We start from the raw sequence: 16,932 nt of genomic DNA, 5'->3' as shown, positions 1-16,932 counted from the left end.
TTCAGGAACGGTACACCTCGATCCGGTTGCGCCCGCCGTGCTTGGCCCGGTACAGCGCCTCGTCGGCCTGCTTGGCCATGCTCTTGATATCGAGGTCCGGGGTCAGCTCGGCGATGCCGCAACTGAAGGTGCAGCGCAGGTCGGCCGGTTGCGCCGGGTAGTGGATCTCGGCGAAGCGCTGGCGAATCTCGTCGAGCACCAGGCGCGCGGCGTCCAGGTCGGTGTCCGGGAGGACTACGGCGAACTCTTCGCCGCCATAGCGGCCGATGTGGTCGGTCTTGCGCAGGCGTTGCTTGAGAAACAGCGCCAGGCCCTTGATCACCCGGTCGCCCATGGGGTGGCCGAAACGGTCGTTGACCTGCTTGAAGTGGTCGATGTCGAGCATCGCGAAGCTCAGCGGACGGCCATCGCGGCGCGCGCGCAGGCGGGCATCCTCGAGCAGTTGCAGGGTATGGGTGTGGTTGTACAGGCCGGTCAGGCTGTCGCGCACCATCCGCGCCTTGAGGCTGCGCGCGCGGCTGGCGCGGGTGCGCACGGTGGCGATCAGGTGGCGCGGGCGGATCGGCTTGGTGAGGAAGTCGTCGCCGCCTTCGCTCATGGCGTCCAGTTGCTTGTCCAGGTCGTCCTCGGCGGACAGGTAGATGATCGGCACGCTGACGTGGCGCTCGTGCTGGCGGATCACCTTGGCCAGTTCGGTGCCCAGGCATTCGGGCATGTACATGTCGAGGATGATCAGGTCGGGCTGGAACTCGCTCAGCTCGGCCATCACCGACAGCGGCTCGGTGAGCGCGCGGGTGATGATCCCGGCGCTGTTGAGGATCATCTCGGTGTGCAGCGCCTGGGCCCGGGAGTCGTCGACGATCAGCACCCGGTACGGCTCGTAGAAGCTCAGGCGGCTGAGGGTCTCGATCTTTTCCAGCACGCTGGAGGCGTCCAGGGTTCCGGTGAAAAACTCCTGGCCGCCGGCGCGGGCCGCGGCCAGGCGGGTGGGGGTGTCGGTCTCGCTGTCGCTGAAGAACAGCACCGGCAGCTTGTGTTCGAGACCGGCCTGGGCTTCGCTGGCCAGTTGCAGGCCCATGGCGGGGCCGGCGAAGTCGACTTCCATGACGATCGCCGCCGGGTAGCGCTCGCGCATGCTGCCGCGGAAGCCGTCGGCGGTCTCGCAGGTCAGTGCCTGCAGGCCGAAGAACTCCAGTTGCTGGGCCAGGCGTCCGGCGCGCTCGCGATCCTTCAGGGCCAGGTAGACCGGCTTGCGCAGCGGCGGCAGGACGGTGTGCTCGAGCTGGTCGCCATGTCGCAGGCCGGTGCGCGACAGACGCTGCATCAATTGGTTGAGTTCGCTGATCGACTCGCTGGAGAGTCGGCCGCGGTTGGCTTCCACCATGTCCAGGGTACGGTCGATGGCGCCGGCCAGCTGGGCATGCTCGGCCTGCTCGAAGCGTTCGGCGTAGCGCCGCAGGCGCAGGGTGGCATCGGAAAGTTCTTCCATCCCGTCGCTGTTCCACTCCGCGCGGGTCAGGCGTTGCCAGACCTCCAGAACCTGCCGGGCCTGATGGATCACTCGCTGGGCGAAGTGGTGCTTCAGGCGGTCCAGGGTCGGGTCATCGTGCTCGGTCATCATGACGCGCTTCTTTCGTGGTCTTCGCGGCAGAGCGTCGCTGCGAATGATGGCTCTATGCTATCACCTATCGCCATGAAAGCCAGCGGCCGTTGGGCGGCTGACGAGAGGAGCCTTTTCTTTTCCAAATGTCATCCCCACCTGTTGGTGGGTGCCTTTGTGCGACGGACTACGGCATGCTTATGCCTGTTTCGGAAAATTCTCACTGAGCATTCCGGCACAAAACCGGCTTCCACTACGCTGAAAGCCGACGACGCCGAGGTTTCGGCGTCCTGGAAGGATTGGCGCTTGGCACGGAACGCGTTCGCCATGGTCCAATCCCCCATCTATCGAGCTGTTTTTAAGGACCCTTGCCATGCTGGACTGGAAGAAGCGTCGTGGGACCATGCGCGATCGCGTGGACAATTCCGTGGATGATGTGCGTACCTACTTCGGCGGCCCCTGGCTGGTGCGCGTGGTAGGAGGCCTGCTGGGCGTCTACCTGCTGGTGGCGATGCTGGTCGGCTGGTACTGGAGCCAGGAACCCGACCTGTTCCCCGTGCAGCAGGACGCCCAGGCCGCCGCCGAGCGCGCCGGCCGGCAGATGGTCACCGGCTACACCACGGTGGAGACCCTCAAGGAAGTGGTCGACACCCTGCTGACCAAGCCGGGCGGCTACATCTCCAACGACATCTTCCCGCCGGGCATCTGGATGGACAACATGCCCAGCTGGGAATACGGCGTGCTGGTCCAGGTCCGCGACATCAGCCGCGCCCTGCGCAAGGACTTCGCCCGCTCGCAGTCCCAGTCCACCGAGGACGCCGACCTGGCCCGCGCCGAGCCGCGCTTCAACTTCGACAACAAGAGCTGGGCGCTGCCGGCGTCCGAGTCGGAGTACCAGGAAGGCATCAAGTCGCTGGACCGCTACCTGGCCCGGCTGTCCGACCCGAACCAGCCGAACGCGCAGTTCTACGCGCGCGCCGACAACCTGAACAACTGGCTGGGCGACGTCGCCACCCGCCTGGGCTCTCTCTCCCAGCGACTGTCGGCGAGCGTTGGCCGGGTCAAGCTGAACACCAACATCAAGAACCCCGACGAGGTACAGCCGGGCGAGGCGCCGAAGGTCGAGGAGGTGGTCCAGGAAACTCCCTGGCTGCAGATCGACAACGTCTTCTACGAGGCCCGTGGCCAGGCCTGGGCGCTGTCGCACCTGCTGCGCGCCATCGAGGTCGACTTCGCCGACGTGCTGGCGAAGAAGAACGCCACGGTCAGCGTGCGGCAGATCATCCGCGAACTGGAGGCGGCGCAGGAGCCGCTGTGGAGCCCGATGGTGCTGAATGGCAGCGGCTACGGCATCCTGGCCAACCACTCGCTGGTGATGGCCAACTACATTTCCCGCGCCAACGCCGCGGTGATCGACCTGCGCCAGCTGCTCTCCCAGGGCTGACCGATGGCCGCGCCGATCAGTGCCGAGGAGGTGGCCCACCGGGCCGCCTCCGACGCCGAACTCATCGCCTGGGTCGACGAGCAGGACCGCCCGCTCGGCAGCCTGCCGCGCGCCGAACTGCGCACGCGCGGGCTGATCGGCCGCGGCACCTTCATCCTGCTGTTCAACTCCGCCGGCGAGCTGTGCGTGCAGCGCCGGACCCTGAGCAAGGCGGTCTATCCCGGCTACTGGGATCTCGCCGCCGGCGGCATGGTGCAGGCCGGCGAGGCCTACGCAGAGTCCGCCGCGCGCGAACTGGAGGAAGAACTGGGCATCCGCGACGTGCCCCTGCGCGAGCACGGCCGCTTCCTCTTCGACGAACCGGGCAACCGCCTCTGGTGCGTGGTCTATTCCGCGGTTTCCGACGCACCCTTGCGCCTGCAACCCGAGGAAATCTCCGAAGCCCGTTTCATCCGCCCCGAACGGGCGCTGGAAGAGGCGCGCAGCCTGCCGTACTGCCCCGACTCCCTGCGCGCGTTGCGCCTGTACCTGGATGCCTGAGCCGGCGATGTCGCCATTTCACCGATCAATGGCGCATTTTCGCTCTTAGCATTTGCCCGCAATGCTGCTAAATTGCGCGACCTTTTCGGGGCGGTCCCCATACCGCCCCTGCGCAGCCCCTGCCTGAGTGGGGCGTCGCGGTCGGCTCCCGCCGGCCATCGTTGTTGACCTGGCCCGTCGAGGCCATTCTGGGGGAAACGCCCGGTGGTCAAGAAAGCTTCGTCCCTGTCCGCCCTCGGCGGGCTGGTGTATTCCACGGATGGCGGCCGGCATTGCCCGGACTGCCAGCAGCCCAAAGACGCCTGCATCTGCGGGCAGGCCGTAGCGCCTGTCGGCGACGGGATCGCGCGCGTGCGCCGCGAGACCAAGGGCCGCGGCGGCAAGACGGTGACCACCATCAGTGGCCTGCCGCTCGCCGGCGACGCGCTGAAGGAACTGGCCAGCGCGCTGAAGCGACGCTGCGGCACCGGCGGCAGCCTCAAGGACGGCGTGGTGGAAATCCAGGGCGAGCATGTCGACCTGCTGATCGACGAACTCCTCAAGCGCGGCTTCAAGGCGAAGAAATCCGGCGGCTGACCGCGTTCTCCCCTGCAGAGAGCGGGCAGGTCCGGCATCGTCGATGCCGCGCCAGCCCTTTCCCTAGATGGGAGACCGCGGATACCCGCACGAGCGGATTTCCTCGGCTTTCCTAAACTACCGCCCAGTGTGGCGGTCAACACGGCAACGTCACATCCCCCGGCTAGCCTCCACCACAGGCGCGCCGGCCCAGGGCCGTCCGGAGATCCCGGCGCCCGCCGACCCCGACATTGAGGAGATCACCGCGCATGGCCGCTCGACGGACTCGCAAAGACGATGGCAGCAACTGGACCGTGGCCGACAGCCGCGGCGTATACGGCATCCGCCACTGGGGGGCGGGTTATTTCGCCATCAACGATGGCGGCAACGTCGAAGTGCGTCCGCAGGGGGCCGATTCGACGCCCATCGATCTCTACGAGCTGGTCGGCCAGTTGCGCGAGGCGGGCCTGAGCCTGCCGCTGCTGGTGCGCTTCCCGGATATCCTGCAGGACCGCGTGCGCAAGCTCACCGGCGCCTTCGACGCGAACATCCAGCGCCTGGAGTACCAGAGCCGCTACACCGCGCTGTATCCGATCAAGGTCAACCAGCAGGAAGCGGTGGTGGAGAACATCATCGCCACCGAGAACGTCTCCATCGGCCTGGAAGCCGGTTCCAAGCCGGAGCTGATGGCGGTATTGGCGCTGGCGCCGAAGGGCGGCACCATCGTCTGCAACGGCTACAAGGACCGCGAGTTCATCAGGCTGGCGCTGATGGGGCAGAAGCTCGGGCACAACGTGTTCATCGTGATCGAGAAGGAGTCCGAGGTGCAGCTGGTGATCGAGGAGGCCGCCACCGTCGGCGTGCAGCCCCAGGTCGGCCTGCGCGTGCGGCTGTCCTCGCTGGCTTCGTCGAAGTGGGCCGATACCGGTGGCGAGAAGGCCAAGTTCGGCCTTTCCGCCGCGCAATTGCTGTCGGTGGTCGAGCGCTTCCGCAAGGCCGGTCTCGACCAGGGCGTGCGCCTGCTGCACTTCCACATGGGCTCGCAGATCGCCAACCTGGCCGACTACCAGCACGGCTTCAAGGAAGCCATCCGCTACTATGGCGAGCTGCGCGCGCTCGGCCTGCCGGTCGACCACATCGACGTCGGCGGCGGCCTCGGCGTGGACTACGACGGCACCCACTCGCGCAATGCCAGCTCGATCAACTACGACATCGACGACTATGCCGGCGTGGTGGTGGGCATGCTCAAGGAGTTCTGCGATGCCCAGGGTCTGCCGCATCCGCACATCTTCTCCGAGAGTGGCCGCGCGCTGACCGCGCACCACGCGGTGCTGATCACCCAGGTTACCGACGTCGAGCGGCATATCGACGATGTGCCGAAGATCGTCGATCTCGACGAGCAGCCGGAGATCGTCCGCTGGTTGGCCGAACTGCTCGGCCCGACCGATGCCGAGATGGTCACCGAGACCTACTGGCGCGCCACCCACTACATCGGCGACGCCGCCGCGCAGTATGCCGACGGCAAGATCAGCCTGGCCCAGAAGGCGCTCGCCGAGCAGTGCTACTTCGCCATCTGCCGGCGCCTGCATAACCAGCTCAAGGCCCGCCAGCGCTCCCACCGGCAGGTGCTCGACGAACTCAACGACAAGCTCGCCGACAAGTACATCTGCAACTTCTCGGTATTCCAGAGCCTGCCGGACACCTGGGCCATCGGCCAGGTGCTGCCGATCCTGCCTCTGCATCGCCTGGGCGAGGAGCCGGATCGGCGCGCGGTACTGCAGGACCTGACCTGCGACTCCGACGGCAAGATCACCCAGTACGTCGACGAGCAGAGCATCGAGACCAGCCTGCCGGTGCACGAGGTGAAGGAGGGCGAGGACTACCTGATCGGGGTGTTCCTGGTCGGCGCCTACCAGGAGATCCTCGGCGACATGCACAACCTGTTCGGCGACACCGACTCGGTGAACGTCTACCAGCGCGCCGACGGCGGCGTCTACCACGCCGGCATCGAGACCCACGACACCATCGAGGACATGCTGCGTTACGTGCACCTGTCACCGGAGGAACTGATGACCCTCTATCGCGACAAGGTCGCCGGGGCCAAGCTCACCGCCCGCGAGCGCAACCAGTACCTGGATGCGTTGCGCCTCGGGCTTACCCGTTCGGCCTACCTGTCCTGAGCGGGTAGCCCGTCCGCGACGGGAACGAACGAAACGGTGGCCGGCGGGCGCGCGATGCTCCCGCCGGCCATTTCGTTCCAGGTGGGGCTAGTAGGATTCTGCTGGTTGTGTGGGAAACCTCCGTAACCCTCCATTTCCTGCTTCGCCCAGCGGCATGCCGCCGGGAATTTGCTCAGTATCCGGGAGCCAGATCGTCCTGGCGTCCCTACAAGGAAAGCGAACATGAGCAAAGTTCCACTCGGCACCAAGGCAAAGACCGGCGAGAAATGCCCGGAAAGCGGCGTTTGGCGCTCCGGCGATACACCGTCGACCACCGCGCCGATCGCCCGCGGCAACACCATGCCGCCGCACAACGGCAAAGCGGTTGTCTGGAGCCTGATCCAGTACGCCTGAGGCGCTGCGGCCGCCTTGGCGCGAAGCGCGCTGAGGGGGATTTCCCGGTGACTCCGCTCCACCTCTCTCCCGCTTACGGGAGAGGGGTGTGGGCAGCTTTCCGCACGGGGCTCTCCGAAATCCTCCTGGCTGCCTCGCGCCTCAGAAGTACTTCAACCAGGCGATATCCCGCCGTCGCGCCTTCACGCCGGCGAACCAGCGCACCGCCGGGTACAGCGCCCCTGCCAGCAGGACGCTGCAGAGCCAGAGCGCCGCCACCGAGGAAAAGCCGAAGTAGGCGCCCTGGTTGGCGCCCCAGATGCCCAGCGCCAGCAGATAGAGCAGCTTCAGCACGTAGAGATGCAGCAGGTAGAAGAACATCGGCGCCGCGCCGAAGACCGTCAGCACCTTGCCGGGCCCTTGCCGGTCCAGACGCTCGAACCGGGCCAGGAGCAGCAGGCCGGTGCCCAGGGTGAGGGCGAGGAAGAGCAGCGACGGCGGATACTTGGTGATGTTGAAGAAGCCCATCAGGGTGGTGACGGCCGTTTCCCCGAGCGTCCAGGGCTGTTCCCCGTAGCCGTTGAGCAGGCGCAGCAGGAGGAAGCCGAGCAGCAGGCCGGCGCCGCTCGCCAGCAGGTAGCGGCGCCGGCTGGCGGCAGGCGTGGCGCTGGCGAACCAGGGGCCGGCGGCGTAGCCCAGGGCGATCACCCCGATCCATGGCAGCAGGGGATAGGAAGTGCGCAGGCGCAGGGCGTCGCCGGCTTCGATCCAGCCACGGTCGTGGAGCACCGCCCAGGGCAGGTGCCAGGAAGAGCCGGGCGCGAAGTGGATGGGGTCGAGCAGGTTGTGCCCGGCCACCAGCAGCACGCCGAGCCCAGCCAGCATCGGGCGCGGCAGCCAGAGCAGGGCGGCCAGGGCGAGCATGCTCAGGCCGATCGCCCAGATTACCTGGAGGTAGATCACCGTCGGCGGCAACTGGAAGGTCCAGGCGAAGTTCACCAGCGTCAGTTCCAGCGCGACCAGGAACAATCCGCGCTTGAACAGGAATGCCGAGACCGCCTGGCGTCCCTGGTGTTTCTCGCCGTAGAGGAATGCCGACAGGCCAGTGAGGAAGACGAATACCGGCGCGCACAGGTGCGCCAGGGTGCGGCTGAGGAACAACGCCGGCTCGGTGCTGGCGACGTCCATGGGGTCACCGACCTGGCGATGCAGGAAGAAAGTCTCGCGGACATGGTCGAGCAGCATGAACAGCATTACCAGGCCGCGCAGGGCGTCGATGCTGTGCAGGCGGCCGGAGGGCGAAAAGGCGTTGGGCATGGCGGGGCTGGCTGCGGCAAGGGTGGATGGGCGTCACAAGCCGTTGAAGAGCGGCGGGTTGGAAGCGGTCATTGTATTGCGACAGGATAATCTAGCTGATAGCGTTATAGTATATCATTTCTTTTCTGGTGCGATTTCCCATGAGAGTCAGTGTGTCGCTTGTCCTCGGTGTCGGCCTCGGTTGCAGCAGTCCGGCGCTCTGGGCGGAAACCGAAAGCCCCGCGGAGCTGGAAGTCCTCACGGTCACCGCCGAGGCAGAGCGCGCGGAGGGCCCGGTGCAGGGCTACCGGGCCAATCGCTCGGCCAGCGCCACGCGTACCGACACCCGTATCGAGGACATCCCGCAGGCCATCAGTGTAGTGCCGCGCCAGGTGCTCGACGACCTCGACAGCAGCCGCATCGAACGGGCGCTGGACTTCGCGGGCGGGGTGTCGCGGCAGAACAACTTCGGCGGCCTGACGATGTTCGAGTACAACGTCCGTGGCTTCACCACCTCGGAGTTCTACCGCGACGGTTTCAGTGCCAACCGTGGCTACATGAACGCGCCGGACAGCGCCACCATCGAGCGCGTCGAAACCCTCAAGGGACCGGCCTCCAGCCTCTACGGACGCGGCGACCCCGGCGGCACGGTGAACCTGGTGACCAAGAAGCCACAGGCCGAGCGCTTCGCCCGTTTCCATGCCAGCGCCGGCAGCTGGGACCGCTATCGCTCGACCCTGGACCTGAACACGCCGCTGGACGACGAGGGTGACCTGCTCTACCGGATGAACCTGGCGGTGGAGGACAGCAAGGGCTTCCGCGACCATGCCGAAGGTCAGCGCGTGCTGGTGGCGCCGTCGTTCAGCTGGCAGTTGAATCCGGATACCTCGCTGCTGGTGGAGGCCGAGGTGGTGCGCAATCGCCAGGTCTTCGACCGTGGCACGGTGGCGCCGCACAACCACCTGGGCAGCCTGCCGCGCTCGCGCTTCTTCGGCGAACCGGACGATGGCAAGATCGACAACGACAACGAAACCCTCCAGGCCACCCTGCGCCACCACTTCAACGAGCAATGGAGCCTGCGCCTGGCCAGCCACTACAAGCATGGCCACCTGGACGGCTACGCCTCGGAGAACTCCAGCCTCGCCGCCGACGGCTACACCCTGCGCCGCGAGTACCGCTACCGCGACTTCGAGTGGCACGACAGCATCACCCAGCTCGACCTGCTCGGCGACCTCCATACCGGCTCGATCCGCCACCAGTTGCTGATGGGCCTGGAGTACGAGCGCTACCACAACGACGAGCTGATCCTGCGCAGCATCCCCTCGCGCAACCCCTATGCCATCGACATCCGCCGGCCGGTCTACGGCCAGCCGAAGCCGCCGTTCGGCCGCGACGACCGCAACCACGAGGAGGTCGACGCGATGGCCCTCAACCTGCAGGACCAGATCGAGTTCAGCGAGAAGTGGCGCGGCCTGCTCGGCGTGCGCTTCGACCGCTACCGCCAGGACATGAACGCTACCCGCCTCAACAACGGCAACTTCCGCGACACCAGCTCGCAGCAGACCCAGCGTGCCACCACTCCGCGCATCGGCGTGCTGTACCAGGCGACCGCGGAAATCGGCCTGTTCGCCAACGCCTCGAAGTCGTTCAAGCCCAACGGCGGCACTGATGTGGCCGGCAAGGCCTTCGACCCGGAGGAGGGCCGCGGCTACGAGGCGGGAGTGAAGCTCGACCTGCTCGACGGCCGGCTGGGCATGACCCTTGCCGCGTTCCACCTGAAAAAGAAGAACGTGCTCACCGCCGATCCGGACAACCCCGGCTACCAGCAGACCGCCGGCGAGGCGCGCAGCCAGGGTTTCGATCTGCAGTTCAGCGGCCAGCTCACCGACCAGGTGCGGCTGATCGGCGCCTACGCCTACATCGACGCCGAGGTGACCAAGGACGAGAACCTCGCCCGCGGCAGCCGCCTGCTCAACGTGCCGAAGCACAGCGGCAGCCTGATGGGCGTCTACGAATTCCCCGACGGCTGGCTGCGCGGTGCCGACGCCGGCGCGGCGGTCAACTACGTCGGCGAGCGCGCCGGGGACAGCAACGGCGGCTTCGAACTGCCGGCCTACACCACCGTCGACCTGCTCGCGCACTATCCGCTGGCGAGCAATGCCACCCTCGGGGTGAACTTCAACAACATCTTCGATCGCCGCTACTACGAACGTTCCTACAACAACGTCTGGGTCGCCCCCGGCGAGCCGCGCAACCTGACCATGAGCCTGACCCTGAACTACTGACCCTTTCCGCTGCCAGGAAGCCTCGCCATGCAAGGACGCCCACCGTTGCTGGAAACCCTCCGCGAACTGGAGTGCGAGATCCGCCTGCTCACCGGCTATGCCCGCGAATGCTGTGGCTGCTACGAGATCCTCAGGCGCAAGCTCGACCGCCTCAGCGGACTGATCGGGGAGGATTGCAGCCGGGCGCAGTGGCAGGCCGATTCGGACGATCCTGCATTGCAGGCGCTCGGCCTGCGCCTGCGCGACGCGGCGGTGCAGGCCCTGTGCGAACTGGAGAAGCACCTTTGCCAGGGCGCGCTGCATGAACCCGGCGAGATGGGCCGCTACCTGGGCGGCCTGCTGGAATCCATCCGCGGCGAACTCGACAGCGCCGGGATAGATGCCGATGCACGGGTCCTGTTCGTCGGCTCAGGGGCCCTGCCGACGTCGGCCCTGGTGCTGGCGCGCGAGGTCGGCGCGCATTTGTGCTGCCTGGACATCGACGAGGAGGCCCTGGGGTGTGCCCGCGAGATCGCGCGCTGCCAGGGGCTGGAGGCCCGCATGCAGTTTTCCTCGCGGCCGCCGGCGGAACTGGCGTTTTCCCGCGATGCCACGCATTTCCTGATCGCTTCGCTGGTGCAGCAGAAAAGCGCGGTACTGGCGCAGATCCGCCAGGTCATGCGCGCCGACGCCAAGGTACTGTTGCGTCACGGCAGCGGCATCAAGGGTCTGTTCAACTACCCGGTGGAACCGGCCGAGCTCGAGGGCTGGCGGGTTTGCGCGGAGCGGGTCAGCCAGCCGCTGTACGACACCCTGATCCTGGAGAAGTCCGGTCGATGAACGCCGATGATGGGAGCCTGGGTAATGCCCTGTTGGTCGGTCTGGGCGCGGTGGCGATCCAGGTCGCGCTGGACCTGCGCCGGCATGGCGTCGGCCGCCTGGCCGCGCTGAACCATCCCGGCCAGCGCAGCCAGCGGATCGCCGCGGCCCTGGCGCGCGGCGCCTGCCTGCAACTGGAAGGGCAGGGGCAACTCCGCGGGCTGTCCGGCAACGTGGCGCTGGACGCCTTCTACCAGCGGCCCGACGAACTGCAGGACGAATGGCAGACCCTGGTGCTCTGCGTGCCGGCCGACAGCTACCTGGAGGTGGTCCGGCAACTGCCTTGGGAGCGACTCGGGCGGGTCCGCGCGCTGGTGCTGATGTCGGCCTTCATCGGCGCCAATCTGTTGGTGCGCAGCGCCCTGCCGGCGGGGTGCCAGGCGACCGTGCTGAGCCTGTCCAGCTATTACGCGGCGACCAAGGTGATCGACGAGACACAGCCGCTGCGGGCCCTGACCAAGGCGCTCAAGCGCAGGGTCTACCTGGGCTCCAGCCGGCAGCGCTGCCCGGCCCGGGAGACCTGGCGGCGGGTCCTGGGCGGTAGCGGGGTGGAGGTGGTGCCCCTGGCGTCCCCGGAAGCGGCGGAGGGCCGCAACATCACCACCTATGTACACAGCCCGTTGTTCCTCGGCGAGTTCGCCCTCGAACGGGTGTTCTCCCGGCAGGGACCGCCGGGCTTCATGTACAAGCTCTATCCGGAAGGCCCGATCACCCCGGCGGCCATCGGCGCCATGCGGCGCCTTTGGTGCGAACTGAGCGAACTGTTGCGGCGGATGGGCGCCGAGCCGCTGAACCTGCTGCGGTTCCTCAACGACGACAACTACCCGGTGCACGAGACGATGCTGCCGCGCGCGGCCATCGATGGCTTCGTCGAGTCCGACGCGCAGCGCCAGGAATACCTGCTGTTCGTGCGCTACGCGGCATTGCTGGTCGATCCTTTTTCGCCGGCCGACGAGCAGGGTCGCCACTTCGACTTTTCCGCCGTGCCGTTCCGCCGCGTCTACCGCGACGAAGCGGGACTCTGGCGGCTCCCGCGGGTGCCGCTGGAGGACTACCGCAAGCTGGCGCTGATCGTCGCGCTGGCCGCCCACTTCGACCTGGCCATGCCGCAGGCGCGCAGCCTGCTGGCGAGCTACGAGAACGCCGTGTCCCGATTCATCGATTGCCAAGGAGCGAGCCAGTGCCATCCAAGCCTGTATCCGATCGACAGCCGTCCGGCGGCGGACGCCATCTACCGCCAATGGTGCTCGACCTGCTGAAGAGTGGGGTGTTGCTGGCGGTGCTGGCCTCCTTCACCTTCAGCGTGATGAACGCGTTGGTCAAGGAAGCCAGCGCCACCCTGCCGGCCGCCGAGATCGTGTTCTTCCGCAGTGCCATCGGCACACTGCTGATCTACCTGCTGATGCGCCAGGCCGGCGTGAGCCTGTCGCGCCAGGGTGTGCCAATGCTGCTGGTGCGCGGGGTGATGGGGGCGCTCTACCTGGTCTGCTATTTCTACGCCATCGCCCACATCCCGCTGGCGGATGCGAGCATCCTGGCGCATATGTCGCCGTTCTTCGTCATCCTGTTCTCCGCGCTGTTCCTCGGCGAGCGGATTCCGCCGGCAGTCTATGGACTGCTGCTGGTAGTGGTGCTCGGCGCATTGATGATCGTCAAGCCGTTCAGCTATTCCAGCTATTCGGTGTACGCGGCGATCGGCTTGCTCAGCGCGGTGTTCGCCGCCGGCGCCTCGGTGGCGATCCGGCAACTGAGCGCCCGCCACCATACCTACGAGATCGTCTTCTACTTCCTGGCAGTGGCGACCCTGGTGGCGATCCCGCTGATGTGGAACGACTTCGTGGTGCCGGCGACGTTGCGCGAGTGGGGACTGCTGCTGGCCATCGGGGTGGTCTCGCTGCTCGGCCAGGTGTTCCTCACCCGCGCTTTCAGCCATGAAAGCGCAACTATCGTCGCGGTGACTCGCTACATCGGCATCGTCTTCAACGCCGGCTGGGGCTGGCTGTTCTGGAGTGAAGTGCCGGACGGGCTGACCATCGCCGGCGGCGTGCTGATCGTGGTGGCCTGTATCGCCCTGTCGCGGGTGAAGAAGGGCTGATTGCCGGGGGCGCCTGCCGCGCACGGGAACGCGTTGGGCGCGATCTAGAGCACGTAGCGCCAGATCGCCACGAAATGCAGCAGGCTGCCGGCGATCACGAACAGGTGCCAGATACCGTGCCAGTGGCGGAAGCGGTGATCGTAGGCGTAGAAGACGATGCCCACGGTGTAGAGCACGCCGCCGGCCGCCAGCCAGGTGAAGCCGGCGCTGCCGAGGGCGGCGAGCAGCGGTTTCACCGCGATCAGCACGATCCAGCCCATCACCGCGTAGATCACCACCGACAATACCCGCGCCTCGGAGCGCGGCTTGATCTCCTGGAGCATGCCGAGCAGCGCCAGGCCCCAGACGATGCCGAACAGGGTCCAGCCCCAGGGGCCGCGCAGGGTGACCAGGCAGAACGGGGTATAGGTGCCGGCGATCAGCAGGTAGATCGACAGGTGGTCGAGCTTGCGCATCACCACCTTCGCCCGCCCGCGCACGCTGTGGTAGGCGGTGGAAATGCTGTAGAGCAGGGTCAGGGTGACGCCGTAGACGCTGACGCCGACGATCTTCCACGGACTGCCGTTGAGGCTTGCCAGGACCGTCAGCCAGACGGCGCCGGAGCAGGCGGCGACCGCACCGACCAGGTGGGTCCAGGCGTTGAGTCTTTCACCGTGATACATGACGCATGATCCTCCCGCGATGAGCGAAACCATCTTAGGGCAAGTGGGGGCCGGAGTGTCCCGACCTTTTATTGGCATTTTCCGTGACGGCTGTATGAAGGTTCCCCGGGCCTGACCGAGACGGGAACGCTTGACGAAAAATATGTCGATCATAATATTATATTTGTCATACTTCCGCGCCAGCCTGTCGCGGCATATCGCGCCAACGGAGACTAACTTGATGAACGAGAAGATCGGCCAGGGCGTCGCCCTGGTCACCGGCGCCTCCTCCGGGATCGGCGCGACCTATGCCGAACGCCTGGCGCGTCGCGGCCACGACCTGCTGCTGGTGGCGCGTGACCAGCTGCGCCTGGAAGATCTCGCCGAGCGCCTGCGCGCGACGCATGGGGTCAGGGTGGAGATCCTGCGGGCGGACCTCACCGAGCGCGACGAGGTGCTGCGCGTGGAGCGACGCCTGCGCGAGGATGCCTCGATCCGCCTGCTGGTGAACAACGCCGGGGTGGCGATGAACGGTTCGCTGGCGGATGCCGACATGGCCCGGGTGGAACGGATGATCACCCTCAACGTGGTCGCCCTGACCCGCCTGGCGGCTGGCGCCGCGGACGGTTTCGCCCGCCGTGGCGGCGGCGCGATCGTCAACCTCGGCTCGGTGGTGGCGCTGGCGCCGGAGCTGTTCAACGCCGTCTACAGCGCCACCAAGGCCTACGTGCTGGGCCTGAGCCAGTCCCTGCAGCATGAGCTGGCCGGTAGCGGGGTGTACGTCCAGGCGGTGTTGCCCGGCGTCACCCGCACGGAGATCTGGGAGCGCAGCGGGAGCGGAACCGCCGGCATTCCCGCGGAGATGGTGATGGAGGTCGGGGACCTGGTGGACGCGGCGCTGGTCGGCTTCGACCGGGGCGAAGCGGTGACCATCCCGTCGCTGCCGGACGCGGCGGACTGGCAGGCGCTGATGAGCGCGCGGGCGAAGCTCGGGCCGAACCTGTCGCGGCGGCGGCCGGCGGAGCGCTACCTGGGCTGAGTGGCAGGTGCCGCAGCGGCCTGTCGCACTTTGACGAGAGGGGAGAACGGCCGGGCGTGGGCAAGCCCGGTTGCTGCCGCTTGCATCGAGAGGGCGAATGATACCGGCGGCGCTATCCGCCGTTGCCGCTTTCCACCTGTTCCAGCAGCTTCCTGCGGGTCGCCGCGAGGATGCGTTGCGACAGCGCCTCGTCCTGTACGCTGCGCGACAACTGCAGCGCGCCGACCAGCGCCGCGAGCAGCAGCACGCTGCGCTCGCCGGCGTCTTCTCCCGGCAGGGCGGACTCGATCAGTTCCAGCCGATCGCGGACTATCGCATCGCTGGTCGGGCTCGGCGTACCGCGCTGGCCGAGTTCCGCCGACAGGGTCGGCAAGGGACAGCCGGCACCGGGGTCGTCGCGATGGCGCGGCGACAGGTACAGCCCGATCAGCGCCGCCAGCGGCCGCTCGCTGTCGGCCAGCGGGGCGGTCGCCTCCTTGAGCTGGGCGGCGGCGTGCTGCAGGGCGGTTTCCACCAGGTCGTCCTTGGACTTGAAGTGCGCGTAGAAGCCGCCATGGGTCAGGCCCAGGGCCTTCATCAGCGGTTGCAGGCCGGTGGCGCCGACGCCGTCCTGGCGGAACAGGCGGGCGGCTTCCTCGACGATGCGCTGGCGAGTCTTCTGCTTGTGGTCTTCGGGATAACGCATGGCTTTCGCTACCTTGGGATGCTGCCCGTCATCTTACCGCCCGGGGCCATCCCTGGCCACGCAGGCGTTCAGGCGGGCATCTGCAGGATCAGGCAGGTGGTCGAGCCGACGGCGTAGAGGCGGTCGTCGACGTCGTAGAGGCGACCCTCGGCCACCGCCGTCGAGCGTCCCACGTGCACTACCCGGCCCTCGGCGCGCACCGGGCCGACCTTGTCGGTCAGCGCGCGCAGGTAGCTGACGCGCAGATCGGTGGTGGTATAGCCCTGTCCGGCCTGGAGCCGGGTATGCACCGCGCAGCCCATGCAGGAATCCAGCAGCGATGCGGCGTAGCCACCGTGCACGCTGCCCAGCGGGTTGTAGTGGCGGCGGTCCGGGGTGCCCTGGAAGAGGAAGTAGCCATCGGCCCACTCGATGGGCACGAAGTCGATCAGTTCGCCATAGGGTGGGCAGGGCAGTTCGCCGTTGCCGATGCGGTCGAAGAATTCGCGCGGGGTGAGCGCGGCGACCTGCCGCAGGCTCAGGGTGCCGCTGGCGCCCAGGCGGGCACGGGTGTCGCGCTCGATGGCGAGCCAGGCATGCAGGCGGTCTTCGCGGTTGGGCTGGTCCATGGTGTCGCTCCTGTCGTCTGTGGGAAGGGCGTGCAGAAAAATTACGGTCATCATATAAACTTTGCATGACGAGCGAAATACAATCGCCGTCGTGGTCTCTCCCGGCCTCCCGCACACCGCTGTGGCGGCGCTTCGGGGAGGGCGCGCGGCGGCAGAGCCGAGGAGCAGGATGATGCAACGCTATGACGTGATCGTGATCGTGATCGTGATCGGTGCCGGGCCCGGCGGCTACAACGCCGCCAGCCGGGCCGGCCAACCGGGCCTGGCGGTGGCCTGCATGGAGGGCCGCGAGACCCTCGGCAGCACCTGACTGAACGTCGGCTGCATGCCGTCCAGGGCCTTGCTGCATGCCTCGGAACTGTACACGGCGGCGAGCGATGGCGAGTTCGCCCGGCTCGGCATCCGGGTCAGCCCGGAACTGGACCTGGCGCAGATGATGAGGCAGAAGGACGAAAGCGTCGCCGGCCTGACCCGCGGCATCGGGTTCCTCTTCCGCAAGCACAAGGTGCAATGGATCAAGGGCTGGGCGCGGCTACAGGGCGAGGGGCGGGTCGAGGTGACCCACGCCGACGGCAGCCACTCGCTGCTGGAGGCGCGCGACATCGTCATCGCCACCGGCTCGGAGCCGGCGCCGCTACCCGGCGTGACCAGCGCATCCCCGACTCCACCGGCGCCCTGGCGCTGACCTGCCGTCCGCACCCGACCCGCTCCGAGGCGTTGCGCCAGGCGGCGCT

The 16,932-nt window shown here is 67.2% G+C and carries 15 protein-coding genes and 1 pseudogene; 11 read left to right on the top strand and 5 right to left on the bottom strand.

All coding sequences use genetic code 11. The features are described from left to right. Position 1: 1 nt before the first annotated feature. The gene (gene gcbA / locus B7D75_RS25190; protein ID WP_003157499.1) at positions 2–1,621 is read right to left on the bottom strand and encodes a diguanylate cyclase GcbA; all 1,620 of its coding nucleotides are present in this window, start codon (positions 1,619–1,621) and stop codon (positions 2–4) included. Between the two features lie 352 nt (positions 1,622–1,973). On the opposite strand from gcbA, the gene B7D75_RS25180 reads away from it, so the two are divergent. From B7D75_RS25180 to B7D75_RS29620, 5 genes are all read left to right on the top strand, one after another. Next, positions 1,974–3,044: a DUF2333 family protein gene (locus B7D75_RS25180; protein ID WP_003157498.1), complete on the top strand. Its 1,071-nt coding sequence runs from the start codon at positions 1,974–1,976 to the stop codon at positions 3,042–3,044. 3 nt (positions 3,045–3,047) lie between these two features. Beyond that, on the top strand, positions 3,048–3,584 hold the full coding sequence (locus B7D75_RS25175; RefSeq protein ID WP_003157497.1) for an NUDIX hydrolase: 537 nt from the start codon (positions 3,048–3,050) through the stop codon (positions 3,582–3,584). 204 nt (positions 3,585–3,788) lie between these two features. Then, a complete protein-coding gene (locus B7D75_RS25170) occupies positions 3,789–4,160 on the top strand; it encodes a translation initiation factor Sui1 (protein ID WP_003157496.1) in 372 nt (123 codons plus the stop codon). A gap of 248 nt (positions 4,161–4,408) precedes the next feature. Next, on the top strand, positions 4,409–6,319 hold the full coding sequence (gene speA, locus B7D75_RS25165; protein ID WP_003157495.1) for an arginine decarboxylase: 1,911 nt from the start codon (positions 4,409–4,411) through the stop codon (positions 6,317–6,319). Positions 6,320–6,541: 222 nt separating this feature from the next. Next, entirely contained in the window at positions 6,542–6,712 is a 171-nt protein-coding gene (locus tag B7D75_RS29620) for a hypothetical protein (RefSeq protein ID WP_003157493.1), read from the top strand. Positions 6,713–6,853: 141 nt separating this feature from the next. Here B7D75_RS29620 and B7D75_RS25160 read toward each other — a convergent pair whose 3' ends face one another. After that, positions 6,854–8,008: a DUF1624 domain-containing protein gene (locus B7D75_RS25160; protein ID WP_003157492.1), complete on the bottom strand. Its 1,155-nt coding sequence runs from the start codon at positions 8,006–8,008 to the stop codon at positions 6,854–6,856. A gap of 140 nt (positions 8,009–8,148) precedes the next feature. On the opposite strand from B7D75_RS25160, the gene cntO reads away from it, so the two are divergent. Genes cntO through cntI form a run of 4 tightly spaced genes read left to right on the top strand, consistent with a single transcriptional unit; the run spans position 8,149 to position 13,225 of the window. Next, positions 8,149–10,272 carry a pseudopaline transport outer membrane protein CntO gene (gene cntO, locus B7D75_RS25155; RefSeq protein WP_107114533.1) on the top strand — a complete coding sequence of 708 codons (2,124 nt, stop codon included), beginning with the start codon at positions 8,149–8,151 and terminating at the stop codon, positions 10,270–10,272. Positions 10,273–10,299: 27 nt separating this feature from the next. After that, positions 10,300–11,091, top strand: coding sequence for a pseudopaline biosynthesis protein CntL (cntL, locus tag B7D75_RS25150; RefSeq protein ID WP_034081530.1), 792 nt, complete (start codon positions 10,300–10,302; stop codon positions 11,089–11,091). Then, positions 11,088–12,389 (top strand): opine metallophore biosynthesis dehydrogenase, encoded by a 1,302-nt coding sequence (locus tag B7D75_RS25145; protein WP_107114532.1) that lies wholly within the window; start codon positions 11,088–11,090, stop codon positions 12,387–12,389. The genes cntL and B7D75_RS25145 overlap by 4 nt, the downstream gene beginning before the upstream one ends. Further along, complete coding sequence (cntI, locus tag B7D75_RS25140) at positions 12,371–13,225, top strand: pseudopaline transport inner membrane protein CntI (RefSeq protein WP_012077551.1); 855 nt, start codon at positions 12,371–12,373, stop codon at positions 13,223–13,225. The genes B7D75_RS25145 and cntI overlap by 19 nt, the downstream gene beginning before the upstream one ends. 44 nt (positions 13,226–13,269) lie before the next feature. Here cntI and trhA read toward each other — a convergent pair whose 3' ends face one another. Further along, positions 13,270–13,887: a PAQR family membrane homeostasis protein TrhA gene (gene trhA, locus B7D75_RS25135; RefSeq protein ID WP_003151528.1), complete on the bottom strand. Its 618-nt coding sequence runs from the start codon at positions 13,885–13,887 to the stop codon at positions 13,270–13,272. A gap of 220 nt (positions 13,888–14,107) precedes the next feature. On the opposite strand from trhA, the gene B7D75_RS25130 reads away from it, so the two are divergent. Then, positions 14,108–14,905, top strand: a complete 798-nt coding sequence (locus tag B7D75_RS25130; protein ID WP_107114531.1) for an SDR family NAD(P)-dependent oxidoreductase — start codon at positions 14,108–14,110, stop codon at positions 14,903–14,905. Positions 14,906–15,017: 112 nt separating this feature from the next. Here the strand turns inward: B7D75_RS25130 and B7D75_RS25125 are convergent, their stop codons facing one another. Together B7D75_RS25125 and B7D75_RS25120 are read right to left on the bottom strand one after the other, a co-directional pair. Then, complete coding sequence (locus tag B7D75_RS25125; RefSeq protein WP_012077549.1) at positions 15,018–15,590, bottom strand: TetR/AcrR family transcriptional regulator; 573 nt, start codon at positions 15,588–15,590, stop codon at positions 15,018–15,020. Between the two features lie 68 nt (positions 15,591–15,658). After that, entirely contained in the window at positions 15,659–16,198 is a 540-nt protein-coding gene (locus B7D75_RS25120) for a PaaI family thioesterase (protein ID WP_012077548.1), read from the bottom strand. 169 nt (positions 16,199–16,367) lie between these two features. On the opposite strand from B7D75_RS25120, the pseudogene B7D75_RS25115 reads away from it, so the two are divergent. Next, positions 16,368–16,882: pseudogene (locus B7D75_RS25115) on the top strand (FAD-dependent oxidoreductase); the annotation flags it as partial. Positions 16,883–16,932 lie beyond the last annotated feature (50 nt).

Source organism: Pseudomonas paraeruginosa, from assembly GCF_003025345.2.
GTDB lineage: Bacteria > Pseudomonadota > Gammaproteobacteria > Pseudomonadales > Pseudomonadaceae > Pseudomonas > Pseudomonas paraeruginosa.
The sequence above is the reverse complement of the archived record's forward strand: the minus strand, read 5'-3'. Positions and strand labels throughout refer to the sequence as shown.

Bases quoted from the DNA above. Each gene is read 5' to 3' on its own strand.
- B7D75_RS25145 (WP_107114532.1), top strand. From the start codon at position 11,088: ATGAACGCCGATGATGGGAGCCTGGGTAATGCCCTGTTGGTCGGTCTG.
- gcbA (WP_003157499.1), bottom strand. From the start codon at position 1,621: ATGATGACCGAGCACGATGACCCGACCCTGGACCGCCTGAAGCACCAC.
- cntL (WP_034081530.1), top strand. From the start codon at position 10,300: ATGCAAGGACGCCCACCGTTGCTGGAAACCCTCCGCGAACTGGAGTGC.
- B7D75_RS25175 (WP_003157497.1), top strand. From the start codon at position 3,048: ATGGCCGCGCCGATCAGTGCCGAGGAGGTGGCCCACCGGGCCGCCTCC.
- B7D75_RS25130 (WP_107114531.1), top strand. From the start codon at position 14,108: ATGAACGAGAAGATCGGCCAGGGCGTCGCCCTGGTCACCGGCGCCTCC.
- speA (WP_003157495.1), top strand. From the start codon at position 4,409: ATGGCCGCTCGACGGACTCGCAAAGACGATGGCAGCAACTGGACCGTG.
- cntO (WP_107114533.1), top strand. From the start codon at position 8,149: ATGAGAGTCAGTGTGTCGCTTGTCCTCGGTGTCGGCCTCGGTTGCAGC.
- B7D75_RS25125 (WP_012077549.1), bottom strand. From the start codon at position 15,590: ATGCGTTATCCCGAAGACCACAAGCAGAAGACTCGCCAGCGCATCGTC.
- cntI (WP_012077551.1), top strand. From the start codon at position 12,371: ATGGTGCTCGACCTGCTGAAGAGTGGGGTGTTGCTGGCGGTGCTGGCC.
- trhA (WP_003151528.1), bottom strand. From the start codon at position 13,887: ATGTATCACGGTGAAAGACTCAACGCCTGGACCCACCTGGTCGGTGCG.
- B7D75_RS25120 (WP_012077548.1), bottom strand. From the start codon at position 16,198: ATGGACCAGCCCAACCGCGAAGACCGCCTGCATGCCTGGCTCGCCATC.
- B7D75_RS25160 (WP_003157492.1), bottom strand. From the start codon at position 8,008: ATGCCCAACGCCTTTTCGCCCTCCGGCCGCCTGCACAGCATCGACGCC.
- B7D75_RS25180 (WP_003157498.1), top strand. From the start codon at position 1,974: ATGCTGGACTGGAAGAAGCGTCGTGGGACCATGCGCGATCGCGTGGAC.
- B7D75_RS29620 (WP_003157493.1), top strand. From the start codon at position 6,542: ATGAGCAAAGTTCCACTCGGCACCAAGGCAAAGACCGGCGAGAAATGC.